This window comes from Nocardiopsis suaedae (genome assembly GCF_027706745.1).
Lineage (GTDB): Bacteria > Actinomycetota > Actinomycetes > Streptosporangiales > Streptosporangiaceae > Nocardiopsis_A > Nocardiopsis_A suaedae.
Map to the genome: position 1 here is coordinate 57811 of NZ_JAQFWP010000025.1, position 16361 is coordinate 74171.

A 16361-nucleotide genomic window follows, 5' to 3' on the forward strand; every position below is an offset into this window, starting at 1 on the left:
ACGGCCCCTCCGGCGGACCACCGGACGGGCCGCCCCACGCAGAGGAGGCGGACCCATGGGAACCATCACCCGGCACCAGGCCCCTGAAGACGCGGACGTCCCGGCACCGCCCGAGGTGCCCCCGCCCGGCCCGGAGTTCGGCTGGGAGTCGGCCGGCCTCGACCTGGACGCCTACCTGGAGCGCGTCGGGCACACCGGCCCCGTCCGCGCCGACCTGGCCACGCTGCGGGCGCTGGTCCGCGCGCAGGCCGAGAGCCTCCCCTTCGAGAACCTCGACGTGCTGCTGCGCGGCGACGTCTCCCTGGAGATCGGCGCCCTGCAGGACAAGCTGGTGCGGCGCCGCCGCGGCGGGTACTGCCACGAGCTGAACGGCCTGCTCGCCACGGTGCTGGACCGCATCGGGTTCACGGTGACCGCGCTCAGCGCCCGGATGCTGTTCGGGGCCGACGCGGCCACGCTCCGGCCGGTCGGCCACACCCTGCTGCGCGTCGACGTCCCGGGCGGGGGCGCCTGGATCGTCGACACCGGGGTCGGCGGCTGGGGCCCACCCGCGCCGCTGCCGCTCCGGAACGGGGCACAGGTGCGGGCGGGGGACTGGCTCTACCGCCTGGACCGGACGCCGCGCGGGTGGCTGGTGCGGCTGCTGCGGCACGACGGCTGGTTCAACGTCCACCTGTTCACGCTGGAGCCGTACTACCGCCCGGACATGGCCGACTTCTCCTACATCGCGGCGCACCACCCGCGGTCCCCGTTCACCCGGATGGTCTCGGTACAGCGCAACGGCGCCTCCGAGCGGGCCGTGCTGACCGACCGCCGCCTGGAGACCCACCGCCCCGACCGCGCCCCCGAAGTGCGCACCCTCGCCCCTGAGGACGTGCCCGGCGTCCTGCGGGGGGTCTTCGGCCTGCACCTGCCGCCCGAGGACGAGGAGGCCCTGGTCCGCTTCACCGCCCGGGCACCGGAGGGGCAGGAGGTCGACTGAGCCGACCGGGCCTGGCCGGGATCGGCCGTCCGGGAACCTCCTGGTGACGGAGGTGCGGACGTCCGGTCCCGGGTTCTGGGCCTTGAGCGCCCCGACGGACTCCTCTTGGATGGACGGACTCGCCGGTCCGAGGGAGGTGGTCGTGTCGGCGCACCCGTGGGCGCTGCGCATCCTGACCCGGGACCGGGGCACGGGGCAGGCCGATGCGATCGGGACGGGCGTCCTCCTGCCCGGGAACAGGGCCCTCACCTGCGCCCATGTGGTCGAGGCGGTCCGCGGCGGCGCGACGGTCGCGGTGGACAGCCCCGGATTCGATACCCACTGGTGCTCCGAGGTCGGCGACGTCCGGACCGTCCGACAGGACCGGGCCGACTTCGCGCTGCTCACCCTGGAGACGCCGGCCCCCTCGTGGATGCAGAGCGCACGGCTGCAGCGCATCGGCCCGTTCGACAGGCGACAGCTGTCCACCTGCGGGTATCCGGCGGGCGGTGACGCCGCGATCTGGTTCTACCACTGGCTCGGGGAGTTCGGGGGCCGGCCCGGCCACGTCCAGATGCTGCGCCAGCCGTCGTCCCCCGGCATCATGCCCGGATGCAGCGGAAGCGGCGTGCGGGACGACCTGACCAACGCGGTCGTGGGACTTCTCGTCAGTTCGTGGGAGGCGGGGGAAGCGGGGGGCGGTGTCGCCTTCATGCTCCCCGTGGACGCGGTCATCGACGCGCTGCCCGACCTCGCCGACTGCCTGGAGACCCTGGACACCGCTGAGCCGGCGCCGGACCCCGACGGCGACCTGCCACCGGAGGCGTCTCGGCAGGCCCATCGCCTCCTCTCCCAGATCAGGCCGCACCGGCTGGGCACACTGGTGCGGATGGCGGCGCCGTCGGGTGACACGCTCCTCCGGGGCCGCGAACCCCGCGACACGGTCGAGGCATTCGAGGCGCTCCTCGACCGGAACGCGCCGCTGAGCGGTGTGCCGCCGTACCTCTTCTTCGCCGACCTCGTCCTGGCCGAGGCCGAGGCGGGGCGCGCGGACACCGGGTCCGGGGTCCGGCCGCTCCGCGCGCTGCGCGCCTGGGTCGGCGACCAGGCCGAGCGCCTTGAGCTCCTTGAGCGGCAGGGGGCGAGCCGGGTCCGGGCGGCTCTGGCCGAACGGCGGGCGCGCCTCACCGAGCCGGGCGAGGGCCACGGCCACGTACTGCTGCGGATCGAGCGTGAAGGCGACCGTCCCGACGACGCACGGCGCCGCCTGAGCGCGTGGCGCAGCGGCCCCGAGGAATGGCTGCCCGAACGGGTCGTGGACGCGGTGGTCCCCATGGGAGGGCTGGCCGAGCGCGCCGTCCGGGCGATCGTCGAGGCCGAGACCGGCTGGCTGGAGGAGCAGGAGACCGACCCCCTGGTCGAGATCGCCCTGCCGGTCGAGTTCCTCGACCTGGAGGTCGAGAGGTGGCCGTATCCGGTCCACGGCGCGGACGCGCCCTGGACCCACGGCCCCACGGTCCCTCTCGGCATCCGCCACGACGTGGTCGTCCGGGGCGTGACCCGGCCCCGGACATCGAAGGTCCGGTGGAGGTCGCGGTGGGCGCGCCTGCAGGATCCGCTCCGCCCCCGGGTGCACTGGGTGCCCGCGTCGTCCGAGGCGGGGCCCGACTCGGCGACGCGGGTCTATATCGCTCTCGAACAGGACAACGAATCGACGCTCGTCGTGCTCGGCCCGGGAATCGGTACCGACCTCGGGGCAGCGGCGATGGGTAGCGCCCTGATCTCGGGCTACCCGTACCTGCTTTGGGACCGGCGTGGGCCCCTCGACGACGAGTTCCGGCGCGAGTTCGAAGCGGCCATGGAGGCCAAGGCGGCGATCGAAGCGGAGGGCGCTTCGGGCGCGCGGCTCGTGCGGGAGGCCGTACGGCACTTGCGGAGGACCGGCCGCAGGGCCGACGATGGAAGCGGAGACGGGCCGCACAGGCGGATCGTGCTCTTCCATGAGGATCCCCACCGCCCCCTACCATCGATCGCCCCCGCCGCCTGCGTGCGCACGGAACGCTAGGGAGACTCCGGATGGACGATGCGATCTCCGCCGGGGCCGACCTGGCAGGCGGGCGCTGGTGGATCTATCAGGGCCGGGGGCTGCCGCGCACCGAGCCGCTGGATGCCGAGCTCCCGCCGCCGCCTCCCTGGCGCGACTTTCGGGGCGGTCCCGTCCTGGAGCCGCCCCCCGGGGACGAGGACGGCTACGCACGGCGCCTGGGGGCCCCGGAGGGCGCCCCGCCGCCGACCGGCCGGAGCGAGCTGAACGCCGTCAACGCCGCGCTCTACCTGCGCCGCCCCCTCATCGTGACGGGCCCACCGGGTGCGGGGAAGTCGACGCTGGCCTACCGGGTGGGCCGGGAGCTGGGGCTCGGCCGCGTGCTCAGATGGCCGATCTCCAGCCGGAGCTCCCTGCGGCACGGGCTCTACGAGTACGACCCCATCGGGCGTGTGCACGACATCGCCGCCGGGGAGGGCGGTCCGGGACGGGAGCCCGGCCCGCGCCCCGGCATCGGGGAGTACCTCCGGCTCGGCCCGCTGGGGACCGCCCTGCTGCCGCAGGCCCTGCCCCGGGTGCTCCTCGTCGACGAGATCGACAAGGGCGACCTGGACCTGGCCAACGACCTGCTGGACGTGATCGAGGAGGGGGAGTTCACCGTCCCCGAGCTGGCCCGCTCGTCGGGCGGGGAGGAGGTGCGGGTCCGCACCGACGACCCCGGCCGGTGGGCGGCGGTCGCCGGGGGGCGGGTCCGGTGCCGGGAGTTCCCGCTCATCATCATGACGAGCAACGGGGAGCGCGCCTTTCCCGAAGCCTTCAAACGCCGCTGCCTCCACTTGGACGTGGGCGACCCGGATGCCGAGCGGCTGGCCGCGATGGTCGAGGCGCACTTCCGCCGCCGGTTCGAGGGCGAGGGCGCCCAGGAACGGCAGGAGGCCGCGCGGGAACTGCTCTCCCGGTTCCTGCGGCGGCGGGAGGAGGGCGGAGGACTCACCATCGACCAGCTCCTCAACTCCGTGCACATCGCCATCAGCTCCCCGGCGGCCGCGGAGGCCGCCTCCGGGGACGAGATGCTCGACTTCCTGTGGCGCCGCCTCAACGAGTTCGAAGGCGAGGAGCATTGGACATGAGCGGCGACGATGCCGCACACACGAACCGCGTCCCGACGTCCTCGCAATGGGCCGACGCGCTGTGGCTCGCCGCCCGGGCGGCCGAAGCCGCGGAACCGGAGCACCGGGCGCGCGCCCCCGACGGCGGTGAGGGGGAGGCACCGCTTGGACCGCAGTCCCCCGAGCCCCCGGCCGCCGTCGCCCCTCCGGCAGCCGTCGACACCCCGGCCCTCCCCGCCCCTGAGCCTCCACCGCGGCATGATCCCGGACCGTCCGTGCCCAAGGCGCCCGTGGACGTGTCCGTCGACCCCCTGGACGGTCCCGCCTCGCCTGTGGGCCCCTCCTTCCGCCTCTCCGAGCAGTCGGGGCAGGCCGCCCCCACCCTCGTCCGCGACCGCCTCGACCAGCGCCTGGTCGAGCGGACGCTGCGCCCGCTCGACGCATGCACGGACTCCGCGAGCACATGGGCCCTGGACGAGGAGACGACGGCGCGCACGGCGGCGGCCACGGGCCGCTGGATCCCCCGGACACGTCCCGAGCGCGTCCGCCGCTTCCGACTGCTGTCGGTGCGCGAGGACTCGCTGACGATGCGGTTCCACGCGCCGGTGCTCGACCAGTTCGACCGGCTGCTGAGCGGGCGGGGGATCTTCGCCGACGTGCGGCACCTGCGTCTCAGGCCCCGCGGGGATGGTCCGGAGCGCCCATCGGCGGCCGAGGCGGCCGAGGCGGCGGAGTGGAACGCCGCGGACCACGTGATCGCCGCCAGCGACCCGGGGGCGGTTCTGCTCGTGGCCACCGACGGCCTCTCCTCCGAGTGGAGGTCCGGGCGGTTCCAGCGGCGGCTCGCCCGGTGGTCGTCGCGTCACCTGGTGGCCTTGCTGAACGTTCATCCCCGCGGGCAGTGGCGGAGGACCTGGCTCGACACGCGCCGCGCGCGGCTGAGCCGCCCCCGGGGAGGCGTCCGCGGAGACGCGGTGCCCAACACGCGCCTGACCGCGCGGCTGACCGACCCCGGAGAGAGGCCCCCGTTCGTGCCGCCGCCGCATCCGGGGGCGACACCGGTACCCGTGCTCTCCTTCCCCGACGGCCTGGAGGACTTCGCCCTTTTCGCGTCGGGCGCCCGTGTCCCGGGCGGGTTCCATACCCGGGTGCTCCCCGTCTCGCCGTACGCCGCCGGCCCGGACGCCGGGGGAGGACCGGCCGGGGCCGCGGACTTCGAGGAGTCGGCCGAGCAGGCGGTGGGCCGTTTTCGGGCCGAGGCATCAGAGGCGGCGTTCCGGCTGGTACGGGCGCTTGCCGCGGTGCCGCTGAGCCTCCCGGTGGTCCAGGCCGTCCGCCGGGCGGTGGTCCCCGAAGCCGACCGGATGCACGTCGCCGAGGTGATGGCCTCGGGACTGCTCCGCTGGGAGGAAAGAGGAGCGGACGGCCGCCCGGCGTTGGAGATCGCGCAGAAGGCGCGAGAGGTGCTCCTGTCCCTCGGTCGGCGTTCGGACACGCTCCGGGCGCTGCGGGCCTGGGCACTGGCGGTCCGCGGCGAACTCCCCTGGTCGGTGTCGTTCGAGGCGGCCCTCGAGGCACCGTCGGCACGCGGATCCCTTCTGCAGTCCGTTCCGGGGTCCGCGGTTCCCGCGGCGAAGATCGTCCTCGATTCGCTACGCTCCGCCTCGGGGGTCTATCTGCGCATGGCCGCCCACCTCAGAAGCGCGCTCGACAGTGAGGTTCCCGTTCCGATGCGGTCCGACTCCCCGCCCGTTCGTGCCCAGGCGCTCTTGGACGCCGACGTCGTGGTCGCGGCGGACGAGCCCGATGCCGACGCCGTGCTGCCGGACGCCCCGGTGGAGCTCCCTGACGATTCGACCCCCCACAACGACACTGGAGTGGATCCGTTGGCAGCAGCGCGCTCTGTCTCTCCCCAGGCGGTGACCCGGCACCGGCCTTCCGACCCGCCGCCGGTGTGGTCGCCCGAGATCCCGCAGAAGAACCGGACCTTCATCGGGCGGGCGGAGGAGCTGGAGCAGCTGCACCGGCGCCTGGAGGAGGGCACCACGAGCCTTCTCCCTGAGGCGGTCTGGGGCATGGGCGGCGTGGGCAAGACCCAGCTCGCCGTCGAATACCTCTACCGGCACCAGGACGAGTACGACCTGGTGTGGTGGGTGCCCGCGTCGAGTACCGGGGAGATGATGCGCTCCCTGAGCGATCTCGCCCGGACACTGGAGCTCCCCGTGGGGGCCTCGCCTGACCAGGCCGTCCCGGCGGTCCTGGAGGCCCTCAGGCGCGGCGCCCCCTACCGCGACTGGCTGCTGGTCTACGACAACGCCGATTCGCCCCAGATGGTGCAGGACTTCCTGCCGTCCGGCGGCCCCGGGCGGGTGCTGATCACCTCCCGCAACCGGGACTGGGAGCGCACCACGCGTGCGATGGAGGTCGACGTCTTCGAGCGGGAGGAGAGCCGTGAGCTCATCCTCCTGCGGCGCCCCGACCTCTCCGGGGAGGAGGCCGACCGGGTCGCCGAGGTCTTGGGCCACCTGCCCCTCGCGGTCGAGCAGGCGGCCGTGTGGCTGCTGCAGACCGGGATGGACACGGACGACTACCTTGAGGCGTTCGAGGCCGAGAGCGAGTCCCTCCTCGACATCCCGGGCCTGACCGAGTACGGGCGGCCCGTGACGGCGGCGTGGAACCTGTCGCTGAGCCGCTTGGAGGACAAGAACCCGGCGGCCTCCAGACTGCTCCGCATCTGCTCCCATTTGGCTCCGGTCCCTGTTCCCAAGCGCTATTTCAAGTCGGCGCGGGGGGCCGAGCTCCCGCCGGAGGTGCGCAGCACGCTCAACAGCCCGGTGGCGCTGAACGCCGCGCTCCGGGACATCGGCCAGCTCTCACTGGCGCGGCTGGACCACCGCGACGGGAGCCTGCAGATGCACCGGTTGGTGCAGCAGAGCCTCCGGTACCGGATGACGGAGGAGGAGCGCGCTGAGGCGCGCCACCAGGCCCATCTGATCCTTGCCGCTGTCGACCCCGAAGCGCCGGAGAACCCGTCGGAGTGGCCGACCTACGCGGAGATGCTCCCTCACATCCGTGCGGCCGAGGTGCACGACAGCTCAGAGCCCTGGGTGCGCAACCTGACCGTGAACGTCGCGTCCTTCCTCAACCTCTGGGGCGACCTGCAGGGCGCCGTCAACGTGGCTCAGAGGGCCCTTGACCTGTGGGGCGGGCCCACGACGGATGCCCAGGTCTTGGGTGCGGCCGACGTCCTGATGGAGGCGAAGCGGAGACTGGGGGTCTTCCAGGAGGCGCAGGAACTCAATGAAGACCTGCGAACGCGCCTCTTGGAAGAGCGCGGACTCCAGAATGAGGACACGCTCCACTTCACCGGCCTGTTGAGTTACGGCAAGCGGATCGAAGGGGACTTCTTCGGGTCGTACGAGCTGTCGAAAGAGGCGTGGGAGGGCGGACAGCGGCTGCTCGGTCCCGACGATCCCATCGCGTTGCGCTTGGCCCACCTGCACGGTGTCGCTCTGAGGCACCTCGGGCGCATCGATGAGGCGCTGGAGATGGATCGCGCCACGTATGAGAACTTCCAAGAGGTCCTGGGGCTGGAGACCCCCCTCACCAACAACAGCGGTGTCGCGATCGGGGTCGACCTGTTCACCCTGGGGCGCTACAGCGAGGGGGAGGCCTGGCTCCGGCGGCAGGTGGAGATCATCTCCCGTGTCTTCGGACCCGACTCCACTCTGGCCTACGGCCCGCGCGGGGTGTACTCCGTCGCTTTGTACCGGGCCGGACGGGCGGAGGAGGCCGTTGAGGAGGCCCGCGCGGTCCACCTGCACTACGTCACGCGTGAAGGCGGGCACCGTCGGAGCGTGCTGGAGAAGTCGGCCGGCGCGTACATGATGGCGCTGCGGGCGGCCGGAAGGTTCGAGGAGGCCCTCGAAGCCGGGAAGGGGCTGCTCGAAACCCAGACCGAGCTCTTCGGCGAGCGGCATCCCGACACTCGGGCGCTCCAGGCCAACTGGGCGATGGTGTGCCGGAGCGTCGGCCGCCTGGATGAGGCCCGGCGCCTCGCCGAGGCGGCGTACCAGGGGCTGTACGAGGCGCTGGGCGAAGAGCATTCCTACGTTCCCGCCGCCGCCATCGGGCTGGCCAACTCCATGGCCGCACAGGGCGACCTGTCGGGCGCGGTCGAGCGGGACCGTTCGACCCTGGAGCTCGCCCGCCGCACGCTCGGAGAGCGGCACCCCGTCACCCTCGCCGCCGAGCGGAACCTTCTGTGCGGGGAGGCCGGACGGGAAGGGGCGGACCCCGCCGTACGGCTCGAAGGCCTGCGAGCCCTCTACGCCGAGGTCCACGGCGAGCAGCACCCGCTCACTCAGGGCCTGGCCCGGGGCGAGCGCGAAGAGCGGGACATCTACACACCGGCCCTGTGATCACGCGCCGCTGCGGAGGGCGGCGATGAGCCGAATCCAGGTCCGCTGGTGGAAGGAGAGCTCGGCCAGCTCCCGGTGGACCGAGTCGCGGACCTGTATACGCCGGTCACGGACGAATCGGACCTCGACGCATGTATTACTCCCTCCGCCCGTGTAGGACGACGTGTGCCACATTCCCGTCCCCATCCGCGACGGGTGCCGGGGAGGGGAAGGAGATACGGGCTCCGTGCCCGCCTGTCTTCCGTGCGTGGTCTCCTGAGAGGGCATGGAGCGGGGGAATCCCTTCACCGGTGGGGCGGCGTCCGGGCCGGTGGGCCGGTTTCGGCGTTTCCGGCGTCTCGGTGTTCCGGTCAGAGAACGCGCACGCGTTCGGCGGGATTCATACCCTTTGCGAAAGTGGATACCCCCGAGCGGCCGGGCATGGGGGCGCTGTGAAGCCGTGGTCGGTCTTCGGCGAGATGGGCGGTCTGAGGCGCACGCGCTTCAGTCGGTCGGGATGAACAGGCCAGAGAAATGCCCCGCCGTGCCCGGTGGGGCACGGCGGGGCTGGGACCACTGCTGGGTCCGGAATCCGTGTGGCCGGACCCGGCCCGAGCCCTGGCCTCAGGCCTTCAGCTGGTCGCCCCACTCGACGGCCTCGCCCATCACCGCGGTCGTGGTGGCCCCGTCCAGGGACTCGCGGATGATGTCGGCGTGGCCGCAGTGCTGGGCGGTCTCCCGGATCAGGTGCAGCAGGATCCGCCGCGCCGACCACGACGCGCCCTCAGGGAACCACGGGGCTTCGGGCAGCTCGGCGAGGTGGTCGAGGGACGGCAGCGCGGCCACCGCCTTCTCCGTCTCCGCCTCCACCCCGGCGTAGAAGGCGAGGGCCCCCTCCAGCGTCTCGTCCCCCACCAGGCGGAAGTCGTCGCCCCAGGAGGCCTCGCGGTCGGGGTCGTCCTCCGTCCGCCCGTTCATGATGGCGATCCACCCCTGCTCGGTGCGGGCGACGTGTTTGACCAGCCCCGCGAGGGTCAGCTCGCTGCTCGTCGTGCGGCGGGAGGCCTCCTCATCGCCCAGGTCCCGGACGGTCAGGCGGAGGAAGCGGCGCTGCTCGCGCAGGATCTCCAGGACCTCGTCGCGCTCGGTCTTCGCCGCGCTCTCGGCCGCGGGGGAGGTGGTGTTCTCCGGCATGGGGGCCGCCTTTCACAGTGTTCACAGTGTGCGTCCGGGCCGTCCCGCGGGGCCGCCGGTCCGGGGCTTCCGCGGTGACGTCTCCGACGCTAGAGGCGATCGCGGTCAGCCCCGGTCCGCGATCGCACGCCGCCCCGCACCATGACCGGCACGCGGCCCGGTTTTGACCGGCCGATGGCCTCTTCCTGCCTAGATTCGCTGAATGGGTCCCGGACGCGTGGGGTCGGACGCATGGGGGTGCGCAGGGCGTGAAGGCATCGGCTGCGGGGTCGGTCGTCCACCTGGTCCGGCTGTCGGCGGTCGCCGGACTGCTCATCGCGGCGATGGTGCTGGTGACGGTCGGCGGCGGGGCGGTCGCGGCGCGGGACGCGGCACGGTCCGCGCTGCGGATGCCCGACGCGTTCGACCCCTCCGCGATGGTCCAGCAGTCGGTGCTGCTCGACGCCGACGGCCGGGAGTTCGCCACGGTGCACGACCGCCGCCGCGAGGCGGTCCGGCTGGACGAGGTCGCCCCGGTGATGCGGGCCGCCGTGCTCGCCGTCGAGGACCGCCGCTTCTACGAGCACTCCGGCCTCGACCTCCGCGCGGTGTTCCGCGCGGCGCTGGCCACCCTGGAGGGCCGCACCCAGGGCGGCTCCACCATCACCCAGCAGTACGTCAAGAACGTGCTGGTGGAGGCGGCCGAAACCCCGGAGGAGGCCGCCCGCGCCACTGAGACGACCCTGGCGCGCAAGATCCGGGAGCTGCGGTACGCCCTGGGGGTGGAGGCGGCCCTGCCCAAGGACCGCATCCTGGAGGGCTACCTCAACATCTCCTATTTCGGCAACGGCGCCTACGGTGTGCAGGCGGCCGCGCAGCGCTATTTCGGCGTCGACGCCGCCGACCTGTCGGCGGCGCAGGCGGCCACCCTCGCCGGGCTGGTCAAGGGCCCGTCGGTGTACGACCCGGTGGAGCACCCCGAAAAGGCCCTGGACCGGCGGGCCACCGTGCTGTCCGGGATGGCCGATGTCGGCGTGCTGACCGAGGAGGACGCGCGGCGCGCCGCCGACTCCCCCCTCGGGTTGGACATGACGCCTCTCGGGGGCGGGTGCTACGACAGCGACCACCCCTACTTCTGCACCTACGTGCTCTCTTGGATCGAGAACGACCCCCGGTTCGGGGAGGACGCCGAGGAGCGCGCCCGCTGGGTGCGCCGCGCCGGGCTGACGATCCGCACCACCCTGGACCCCGGTGCCCAGCGCGCGGCCCAGCGCGCGGTGGACCGCCACGTCCCCCGCGGTGCCGACGCCGGGAAGGTCGCGGTGCAGGCCATGGTCGAACCCGGTACGGGGGACGTCGTGGCCATGGCGCAGAACCGCGAGTTCGGCTTCGACGGGCAGGACCCGGAGCAGACCTCCATCAACTTCGCCGTCGACGCCGGGCACGGCGGAGGGACCGGCTTCCAGGCGGGCTCGGTGTTCAAGGCCTACACCGTGGCCGCCGCCCTGGAGGAGCGCATGGGCGTGGGCACCTCCTTCAAGGCGCCCGACACCCTCACCGTCAAGGGGCAGCGCACTTGTTCGGGGAAGCGGCTCGCTCCGTGGAGCGTCCGCAACGCGGGGGACAGCGACGCGGGGCGGCAGGACATGGTGGAGGGCACCAAGCACTCCTCCAACACCTACTTCGCCCAGCTGCAGAAGAGGGTCGGGCTGTGCGACACCGTCCGCATGGCCGAGCGCCTGGGCGCCAAGCGCGCGGACGGCGCGCCGTTCGGCCAGTGGAACTCCTTCACCCTGGGGGACCAGGAGGTCGCCCCGCTGGACGTCGCGGGGTCCTACGCCACCCTCGCCGCGCGCGGGGTCCGCTGTGCGCCCCGCCCGGTCGCCGTGATCACTCCTCCCGGCGGGGAGCGGCGCGAGGTCGGGCCGACGTGCGAGCGCGTGCTGGAGCGGTCGACCGCCGACGCCGTCAACGACGTCCTCCGCGCCCCGCTGACCAGCGGCGGGACGGCGCAGGGGCTGAGCCCCGGGCGCCCGGCGGCGGGCAAGACGGGGACCACCGACGGGTCGGCCGCCGCCTGGTTCGCGGGGCACACCCCCGACCTGGCGTCGGCCGTCGCAGTGGGGGATCCGCGCGGCGGCGCCCGCCATCCGCTGCGGGGGGTGTCCATCGGGGGCCGGTACCACTCCGTGGTCTACGGAGCCACGCTCCCGGGGCCGATCTGGCGGGACGGCCTGCGCGGCGCCCTGGAGGGGACGAAGGAGCGGGCCTTCCCCGACCCCCGCCCGTCGGCGCTGCGCCCCGGGTTCGGGGTGGGCCCGTCCTCCCGGCCGGACTCGGCCGTGCCCGACGTGCGGGGCCGCACCTTCACGGAGGCGGAGGAGGCGCTGGAGGACGCCGGGTACCGGGTCCGCGAGGGCGGTGTGCGCGTCCCCTCGGACGAGGAGGAGGGGGCCGTCGCATCGACCAACCCGTCGGCCGGGACCCCGCTCCCGGAGGGCGCGGTGGTGAACGTGTTCCGCGCCCGGGGGTGAGGCGGCTCCCGTTGATCTCGGGAAAAGCGACCTTTAAATCGCTTTAATAAGGTCGCTTTTCCCGAGATCAACGCGGGCTGGGCCCGGTGAGGTGTGCGGATCTCCGAGGCCGGCACGGGGTTCGGTGATTTCGCGAATGCGCGTTCGACGGCGTGGTAGCGTGATCTCCCCCGGTTCGGATGGTAATGGAATCCGATCGGAAGAGATGTCTGCGGAGCCGATGTCCGCCCGACGGGCGGCCCTGTCCCGGCCGGACGAGACGCCGCGAGGATCGGCCCCGAGGAGGGGTCGCATGGCCGTTGTCCCCCTGCAGTACCGATTCGATGGCCCCCCGGAGGGCCCCGTCGTCCTGCTCGTTCCCCCTTTCGGCGCCAAATGGACCGTGTGGGAGCCGCAGATGCCCGAGCTCACCCGGTCCCTGCGGGTGCTGCGCGTCAACCACCGGGGCCACGGCGCCAGCCCCGTACCGCCCGGCGGCGCCGCCGTCGACGACCTGGGCGCGGACGTGGCCGCCCTGTTGGACCGGCTGGACCCGGGCCCGGTGCGGGTGGTCGGCGCGGGGATGGGCGGTTCCGCCGTCGCCACCTGGCTCGCGGTCCACCGCGCGAAGCGGGTCCACCGGCTCGCCTATGTGGCCGGGGCGGCCCGGCTGCCGCGCGCGGGCGACTGGCTGCGCACGGCGGCGCGGGCGCGCACCGAGGGCATGGCGGCGGTCCGCGCCGAGGCCACGCTGTCCTGGTTCACCCCCGGCTTCGCCGAGGAGCGCCCGGACGTGGTGCGCCGCATGGGCGAGGAGCTGGCCGGGGTGGACCCGTCCGGGTTCGCCGCCTGCTGGGAGGCGGCCGCCCAGGCCGACCAGTTCCCCGACATCTCCCGCATCCGCGCGCCCGCCCTGGTGGTGTCCGGGGAGCACGACGCGATGCTGCCGCCGGGGCACGGCCGCCGCCTGGCCGCCGGAATCCCCGGCGCCCGCTTCGAGCAGGTCCGCGGCGCCGCCCACCTGGCGGGGGTCGAACGCCCCGACCGGGTGAACGAGCTGCTGCTGGCCCACGTGGCGGACTGACCGCGTTCCCGGAGGCCGGTACCATCGCCGGGTGGCGGTGGGGCCCGCCGCTCCGCGCGGTGCGCGGGGGAACCGCGGTGATCCGCCGCCAACGGTCCCTGTCAGCGACGGCCCCGTGGCCGGGGCGTACCGCGACTGCTGATGGGAGACGCCCATGTCCACCGAACCCGGGCGCACCGGGGCGACCGCCGCGGACGCGGCCCCGCCCGTCGACCCCGATGTCGACCTGCGGTCCCCGTCCCAGGTGCGGGAGCTGGCCCGCCGCCCCTGGGCGGTCATCGGCGCGATCGCCGCGGGCGGCGCGATCGGCGCCACCGCCCGGCACGCCGCCGACGTGCTGCTGCCGCACGCCCCCGGCGAGCTCCCGCTGTCCACCCTGCTGGTCAACGTCTCCGGGGCGCTGCTGATCGGCGTCCTCATGGCCGTGCTCGAGGCCCGCCCCGGCCCCCGGCTGATGCGGCCCTTCCTGGGCACCGGCGTGCTCGGCGGCTACACCACCTTCAGTACCCACGTGGTCGACGTGCAGCACCTGCTGGAGGCCGGGAGCCCCGGCTGGGCCCTGCTCTACCTGGGCGGCACCCTGTTCGGCGCGCTGGCCGCCGTGGCGGTCGGCGTCGCGGCGGCCGAGGCGGTCGTGCGGAAGGAGACGCGATGACCTGGCTGATGGTCGCCCTGGGCGCCGCCGTGGGCGCCCCGCTGCGCTACCTGGCCGACCGGTTCGTGCAGGCCCGCCACGACTCGGTGTTCCCGTGGGGCACCCACGCCGCCAACGCCACGGCCTGCCTGCTGCTCGGCTTCACCGCCGCCCTGGCCCTGCCCCCGGCGGTGGCCGCGTTCGCCGGGACCGGCCTGCTCGGCGCCCTGTCCACCTACTCCACGTTCGGCTACGAGACCTACCGGCTGCTCCGCGGCGGCGCCCGCTTCCTCGCCTTCGCCAACGCGGCGGCGTCGATCGCGGCCGGGCTGGGAGCGGCCCTCATCGGCGCCGCCGTCGCCCGCTCGATCACGGGCTGACCGCCGCCGGGGACGGGCGGCGGCCCCAGAACTGCAGGCCCACCAGCACCGCGGTCATCGCCATGCCGACCAGGTCGGTGACGGTGCCGGGCATGAACACCAGCACGGCCGCGGCCACCAGCAGCAGCCGCTCCACCACGGTGGTGGGCCGCAAGAGGAAGCCCTCCAGCGCCACCGCGGCCGCCGCCAGCCCCACCATGCCGCTGACCACGGAGAAGACGATCTCCCCCAGGGTGCCGTTCAGCATGATCGACGAGTAGGCCATCAGGATCGGGATCAGGTACAGCCCCTTGGCGAACTTCCACGCCGCCAGGCCGGTGCGGGTCGGCGAGGCCCCGGCGATGCCCGAGGCCGAGAAGGCCGCCAGCGCCACCGGCGGGGTGACGTTGGAGTCCTGGCTGAGCCAGTAGACGATCATGTGCGCCACGATCAGCGGCAGGCCCAGCGTCTCCAGCGCCGGACCGGCCAGCACGATCAGCACGATGTAGGCGGCGGTCACCGGCAGGCCCAGCCCCAGCACCAGGGAGGCCAGCGCCACCAGCACCAGGGTGAGCAGCAGGCTGCCCGCGGCCGCGTCGATGATCATCCCGGACAGCTTCAGGCCCAGCGCGGTCTGGCCCACCACGCCCACGATGATCCCGGCGACACCGGTGGCCACCGACACCGGAAGCACGTTGCGGGCGGTCAGGGCGAACACCTCGGCCATCCCCGAGAGCGTCAGGCGGCTGGCGCTGCGCAGCATCGCCACCAGGAACAGCGCCCCGATGGCGTACACGCCCGCGCGCAGCGGCGGGACGTAGGCCAGCAGCAGGGTGACCAGGAGCAGCAGCGGCGCCATGAAGTGCCACCCGGCGGCCAGGGTGGTGCGCAGCCGGGGGAGCTGCGAGGACGGCATCCCGCCGATCCCGTTCTTGCGCGCCAGGATGTCCACGAAGAGGAAGACCACCGCGAAGTACATCAGCGCGGGGATGATGGCGACCTTCACGATGTCGGCGTAGGGCACGCCCATCATCTCGGCCATCACGAACGCCCCGGCGCCCATCACCGGGGGCAGGAGCTGCCCGCCGGTGGAGGCCGCCGCCTCCACCCCGGCGGCCTCGTGCTTCTTGTAGCCGACCCGCTTCATCATCGGGATGGTGAAGGCGCCGGTGGTGACCGTGTTGGCGATCGCGCTGCCGGTGATCGAGCCCATCATGGCGCTGCCGACGACCGCGCCCTTGGCGGGGCCGCCCGCGAACCGGCCGGTGAGGGCGTAGGCCAGGCCGATGAAGAAGTCGCCGCCGCCGGTCTTCTGCAGCAGCGCCCCGAAGAAGATGAAGGCGAAGACGAACGTGGCCGCGACGCCGAGGGGGACGCCGAAGACGCCGTCGTCGGACAGGTAGCTGTAGGTGGCGATCCGCTGGTACAGCTGCCCGCCGTGCGAGAACGGGCCGGGGATCAGCGGCCCGATCCAGGAGTAGAAGAGGAAGGCCAGGCCCAGGAACGCCATGAACGGGCCGATGGCGCGGCGGCAGGCCTCCAGCAGCAGCACCAGGGCGACGACCGACACCAGCACGTCGGCCCCGGTGGGGACGCCGCCCGCGCGCAGGACGAGCGCCTCGCGGTTGACGACCGGGTAGACGGTGACCGCCACGGCGGTGGCCACCAGCAGCAGGTCGACTGCGGCCATCGGGGTGCTGCGCGCCCAGCGGAACCGGGCGGCGGGCTTCAGCAGGAACACCAGCACCAGCACGAACATCAGGTGGATCACGCGCTGGACGTAGATGTCCATGCCGATGAAGAGCGCGGTGTAGCCCTGGAAGAGGCCGAAGGCGACCGCGATGACGAGCGCCGCGGCGCCCACGACGCGCCCGGCCCGGTCCTCGCCCCAGCGCTCGGCCGCCATGCGCCGCCACAGCGGGCCGGAGCCCTCCTCCTCGTCCTCGGTGCTGGGAAGGCGGTCGGCCCCGCTCTCGGGGGCCTCCTCGGTCGCGGTGCGGCGGTCGTTCATCGGGCTGTCTCGCTCTTCTGCGGTCGGGGGGAAGGGGAGGCGCGGTGCGCTCTGGGGCGGTCGACCGCGCCTC

11 protein-coding genes are annotated in these 16361 nt (G+C 73.6%); 8 read left to right on the forward strand and 3 right to left on the reverse strand.

The window, feature by feature from the left end; genetic code table 11:
• The first annotated feature begins 55 nt into the window (after window positions 1-55).
• The 4 genes from O4U47_RS14990 (at window position 56) to fxsT (ending at window position 8535) form a co-directional block, all read left to right on the forward strand.
• Window positions 56-982: an arylamine N-acetyltransferase family protein gene (locus tag O4U47_RS14990; protein ID WP_270678467.1), complete on the forward strand. Its 927-nt coding sequence runs from the start codon at window positions 56-58 to the stop codon at window positions 980-982.
• A gap of 109 nt (window positions 983-1091) precedes the next feature.
• The gene (locus O4U47_RS14995) at window positions 1092-3026 is read left to right on the forward strand and encodes a VMAP-C domain-containing protein (protein ID WP_270678468.1); all 1935 of its coding nucleotides are present in this window, start codon (window positions 1092-1094) and stop codon (window positions 3024-3026) included.
• Between the two features lie 11 nt (window positions 3027-3037).
• Window positions 3038-4135: an AAA family ATPase gene (locus tag O4U47_RS15000; protein WP_270678469.1), complete on the forward strand. Its 1098-nt coding sequence runs from the start codon at window positions 3038-3040 to the stop codon at window positions 4133-4135.
• Complete coding sequence (fxsT, locus tag O4U47_RS15005; RefSeq protein WP_270678470.1) at window positions 4132-8535, forward strand: FxSxx-COOH system tetratricopeptide repeat protein; 4404 nt, start codon at window positions 4132-4134, stop codon at window positions 8533-8535. Before O4U47_RS15000 ends, fxsT begins: the two co-directional genes overlap by 4 nt.
• Here the strand turns inward: fxsT and O4U47_RS15010 are convergent, their stop codons facing one another.
• Together O4U47_RS15010 and O4U47_RS15015 are read right to left on the reverse strand one after the other, a co-directional pair.
• Window positions 8536-8709, reverse strand: coding sequence for a DUF397 domain-containing protein (locus O4U47_RS15010; protein WP_270678471.1), 174 nt, complete (start codon window positions 8707-8709; stop codon window positions 8536-8538).
• Window positions 8710-9138: 429 nt separating this feature from the next.
• Window positions 9139-9708 (reverse strand): DinB family protein, encoded by a 570-nt coding sequence (locus O4U47_RS15015; protein ID WP_270678472.1) that lies wholly within the window; start codon window positions 9706-9708, stop codon window positions 9139-9141.
• 248 nt (window positions 9709-9956) lie between these two features.
• Between O4U47_RS15015 and O4U47_RS15020 the strand changes: the two genes are divergently transcribed.
• The 4 genes from O4U47_RS15020 (at window position 9957) to O4U47_RS15035 (ending at window position 14298) form a co-directional block, all read left to right on the forward strand.
• Window positions 9957-12221: a penicillin-binding protein gene (locus O4U47_RS15020; protein WP_270678473.1), complete on the forward strand. Its 2265-nt coding sequence runs from the start codon at window positions 9957-9959 to the stop codon at window positions 12219-12221.
• Window positions 12222-12513: 292 nt separating this feature from the next.
• On the forward strand, window positions 12514-13284 hold the full coding sequence (locus O4U47_RS15025) for an alpha/beta fold hydrolase (protein WP_270678474.1): 771 nt from the start codon (window positions 12514-12516) through the stop codon (window positions 13282-13284).
• A 154-nt stretch (window positions 13285-13438) separates the two neighbouring features.
• Window positions 13439-13939 (forward strand): fluoride efflux transporter CrcB, encoded by a 501-nt coding sequence (crcB, locus tag O4U47_RS15030; RefSeq protein ID WP_270678475.1) that lies wholly within the window; start codon window positions 13439-13441, stop codon window positions 13937-13939.
• Window positions 13936-14298, forward strand: coding sequence for a fluoride efflux transporter FluC (locus O4U47_RS15035; RefSeq protein ID WP_270678476.1), 363 nt, complete (start codon window positions 13936-13938; stop codon window positions 14296-14298). Before crcB ends, O4U47_RS15035 begins: the two co-directional genes overlap by 4 nt.
• Here O4U47_RS15035 and O4U47_RS15040 read toward each other — a convergent pair.
• Complete coding sequence (locus tag O4U47_RS15040; protein ID WP_270678477.1) at window positions 14288-16288, reverse strand: TRAP transporter permease; 2001 nt, start codon at window positions 16286-16288, stop codon at window positions 14288-14290. The two genes, O4U47_RS15035 and O4U47_RS15040, sit on opposite strands and share 11 nt — an antisense overlap.
• Between the last annotated feature and the right edge of the window lie 73 nt (window positions 16289-16361).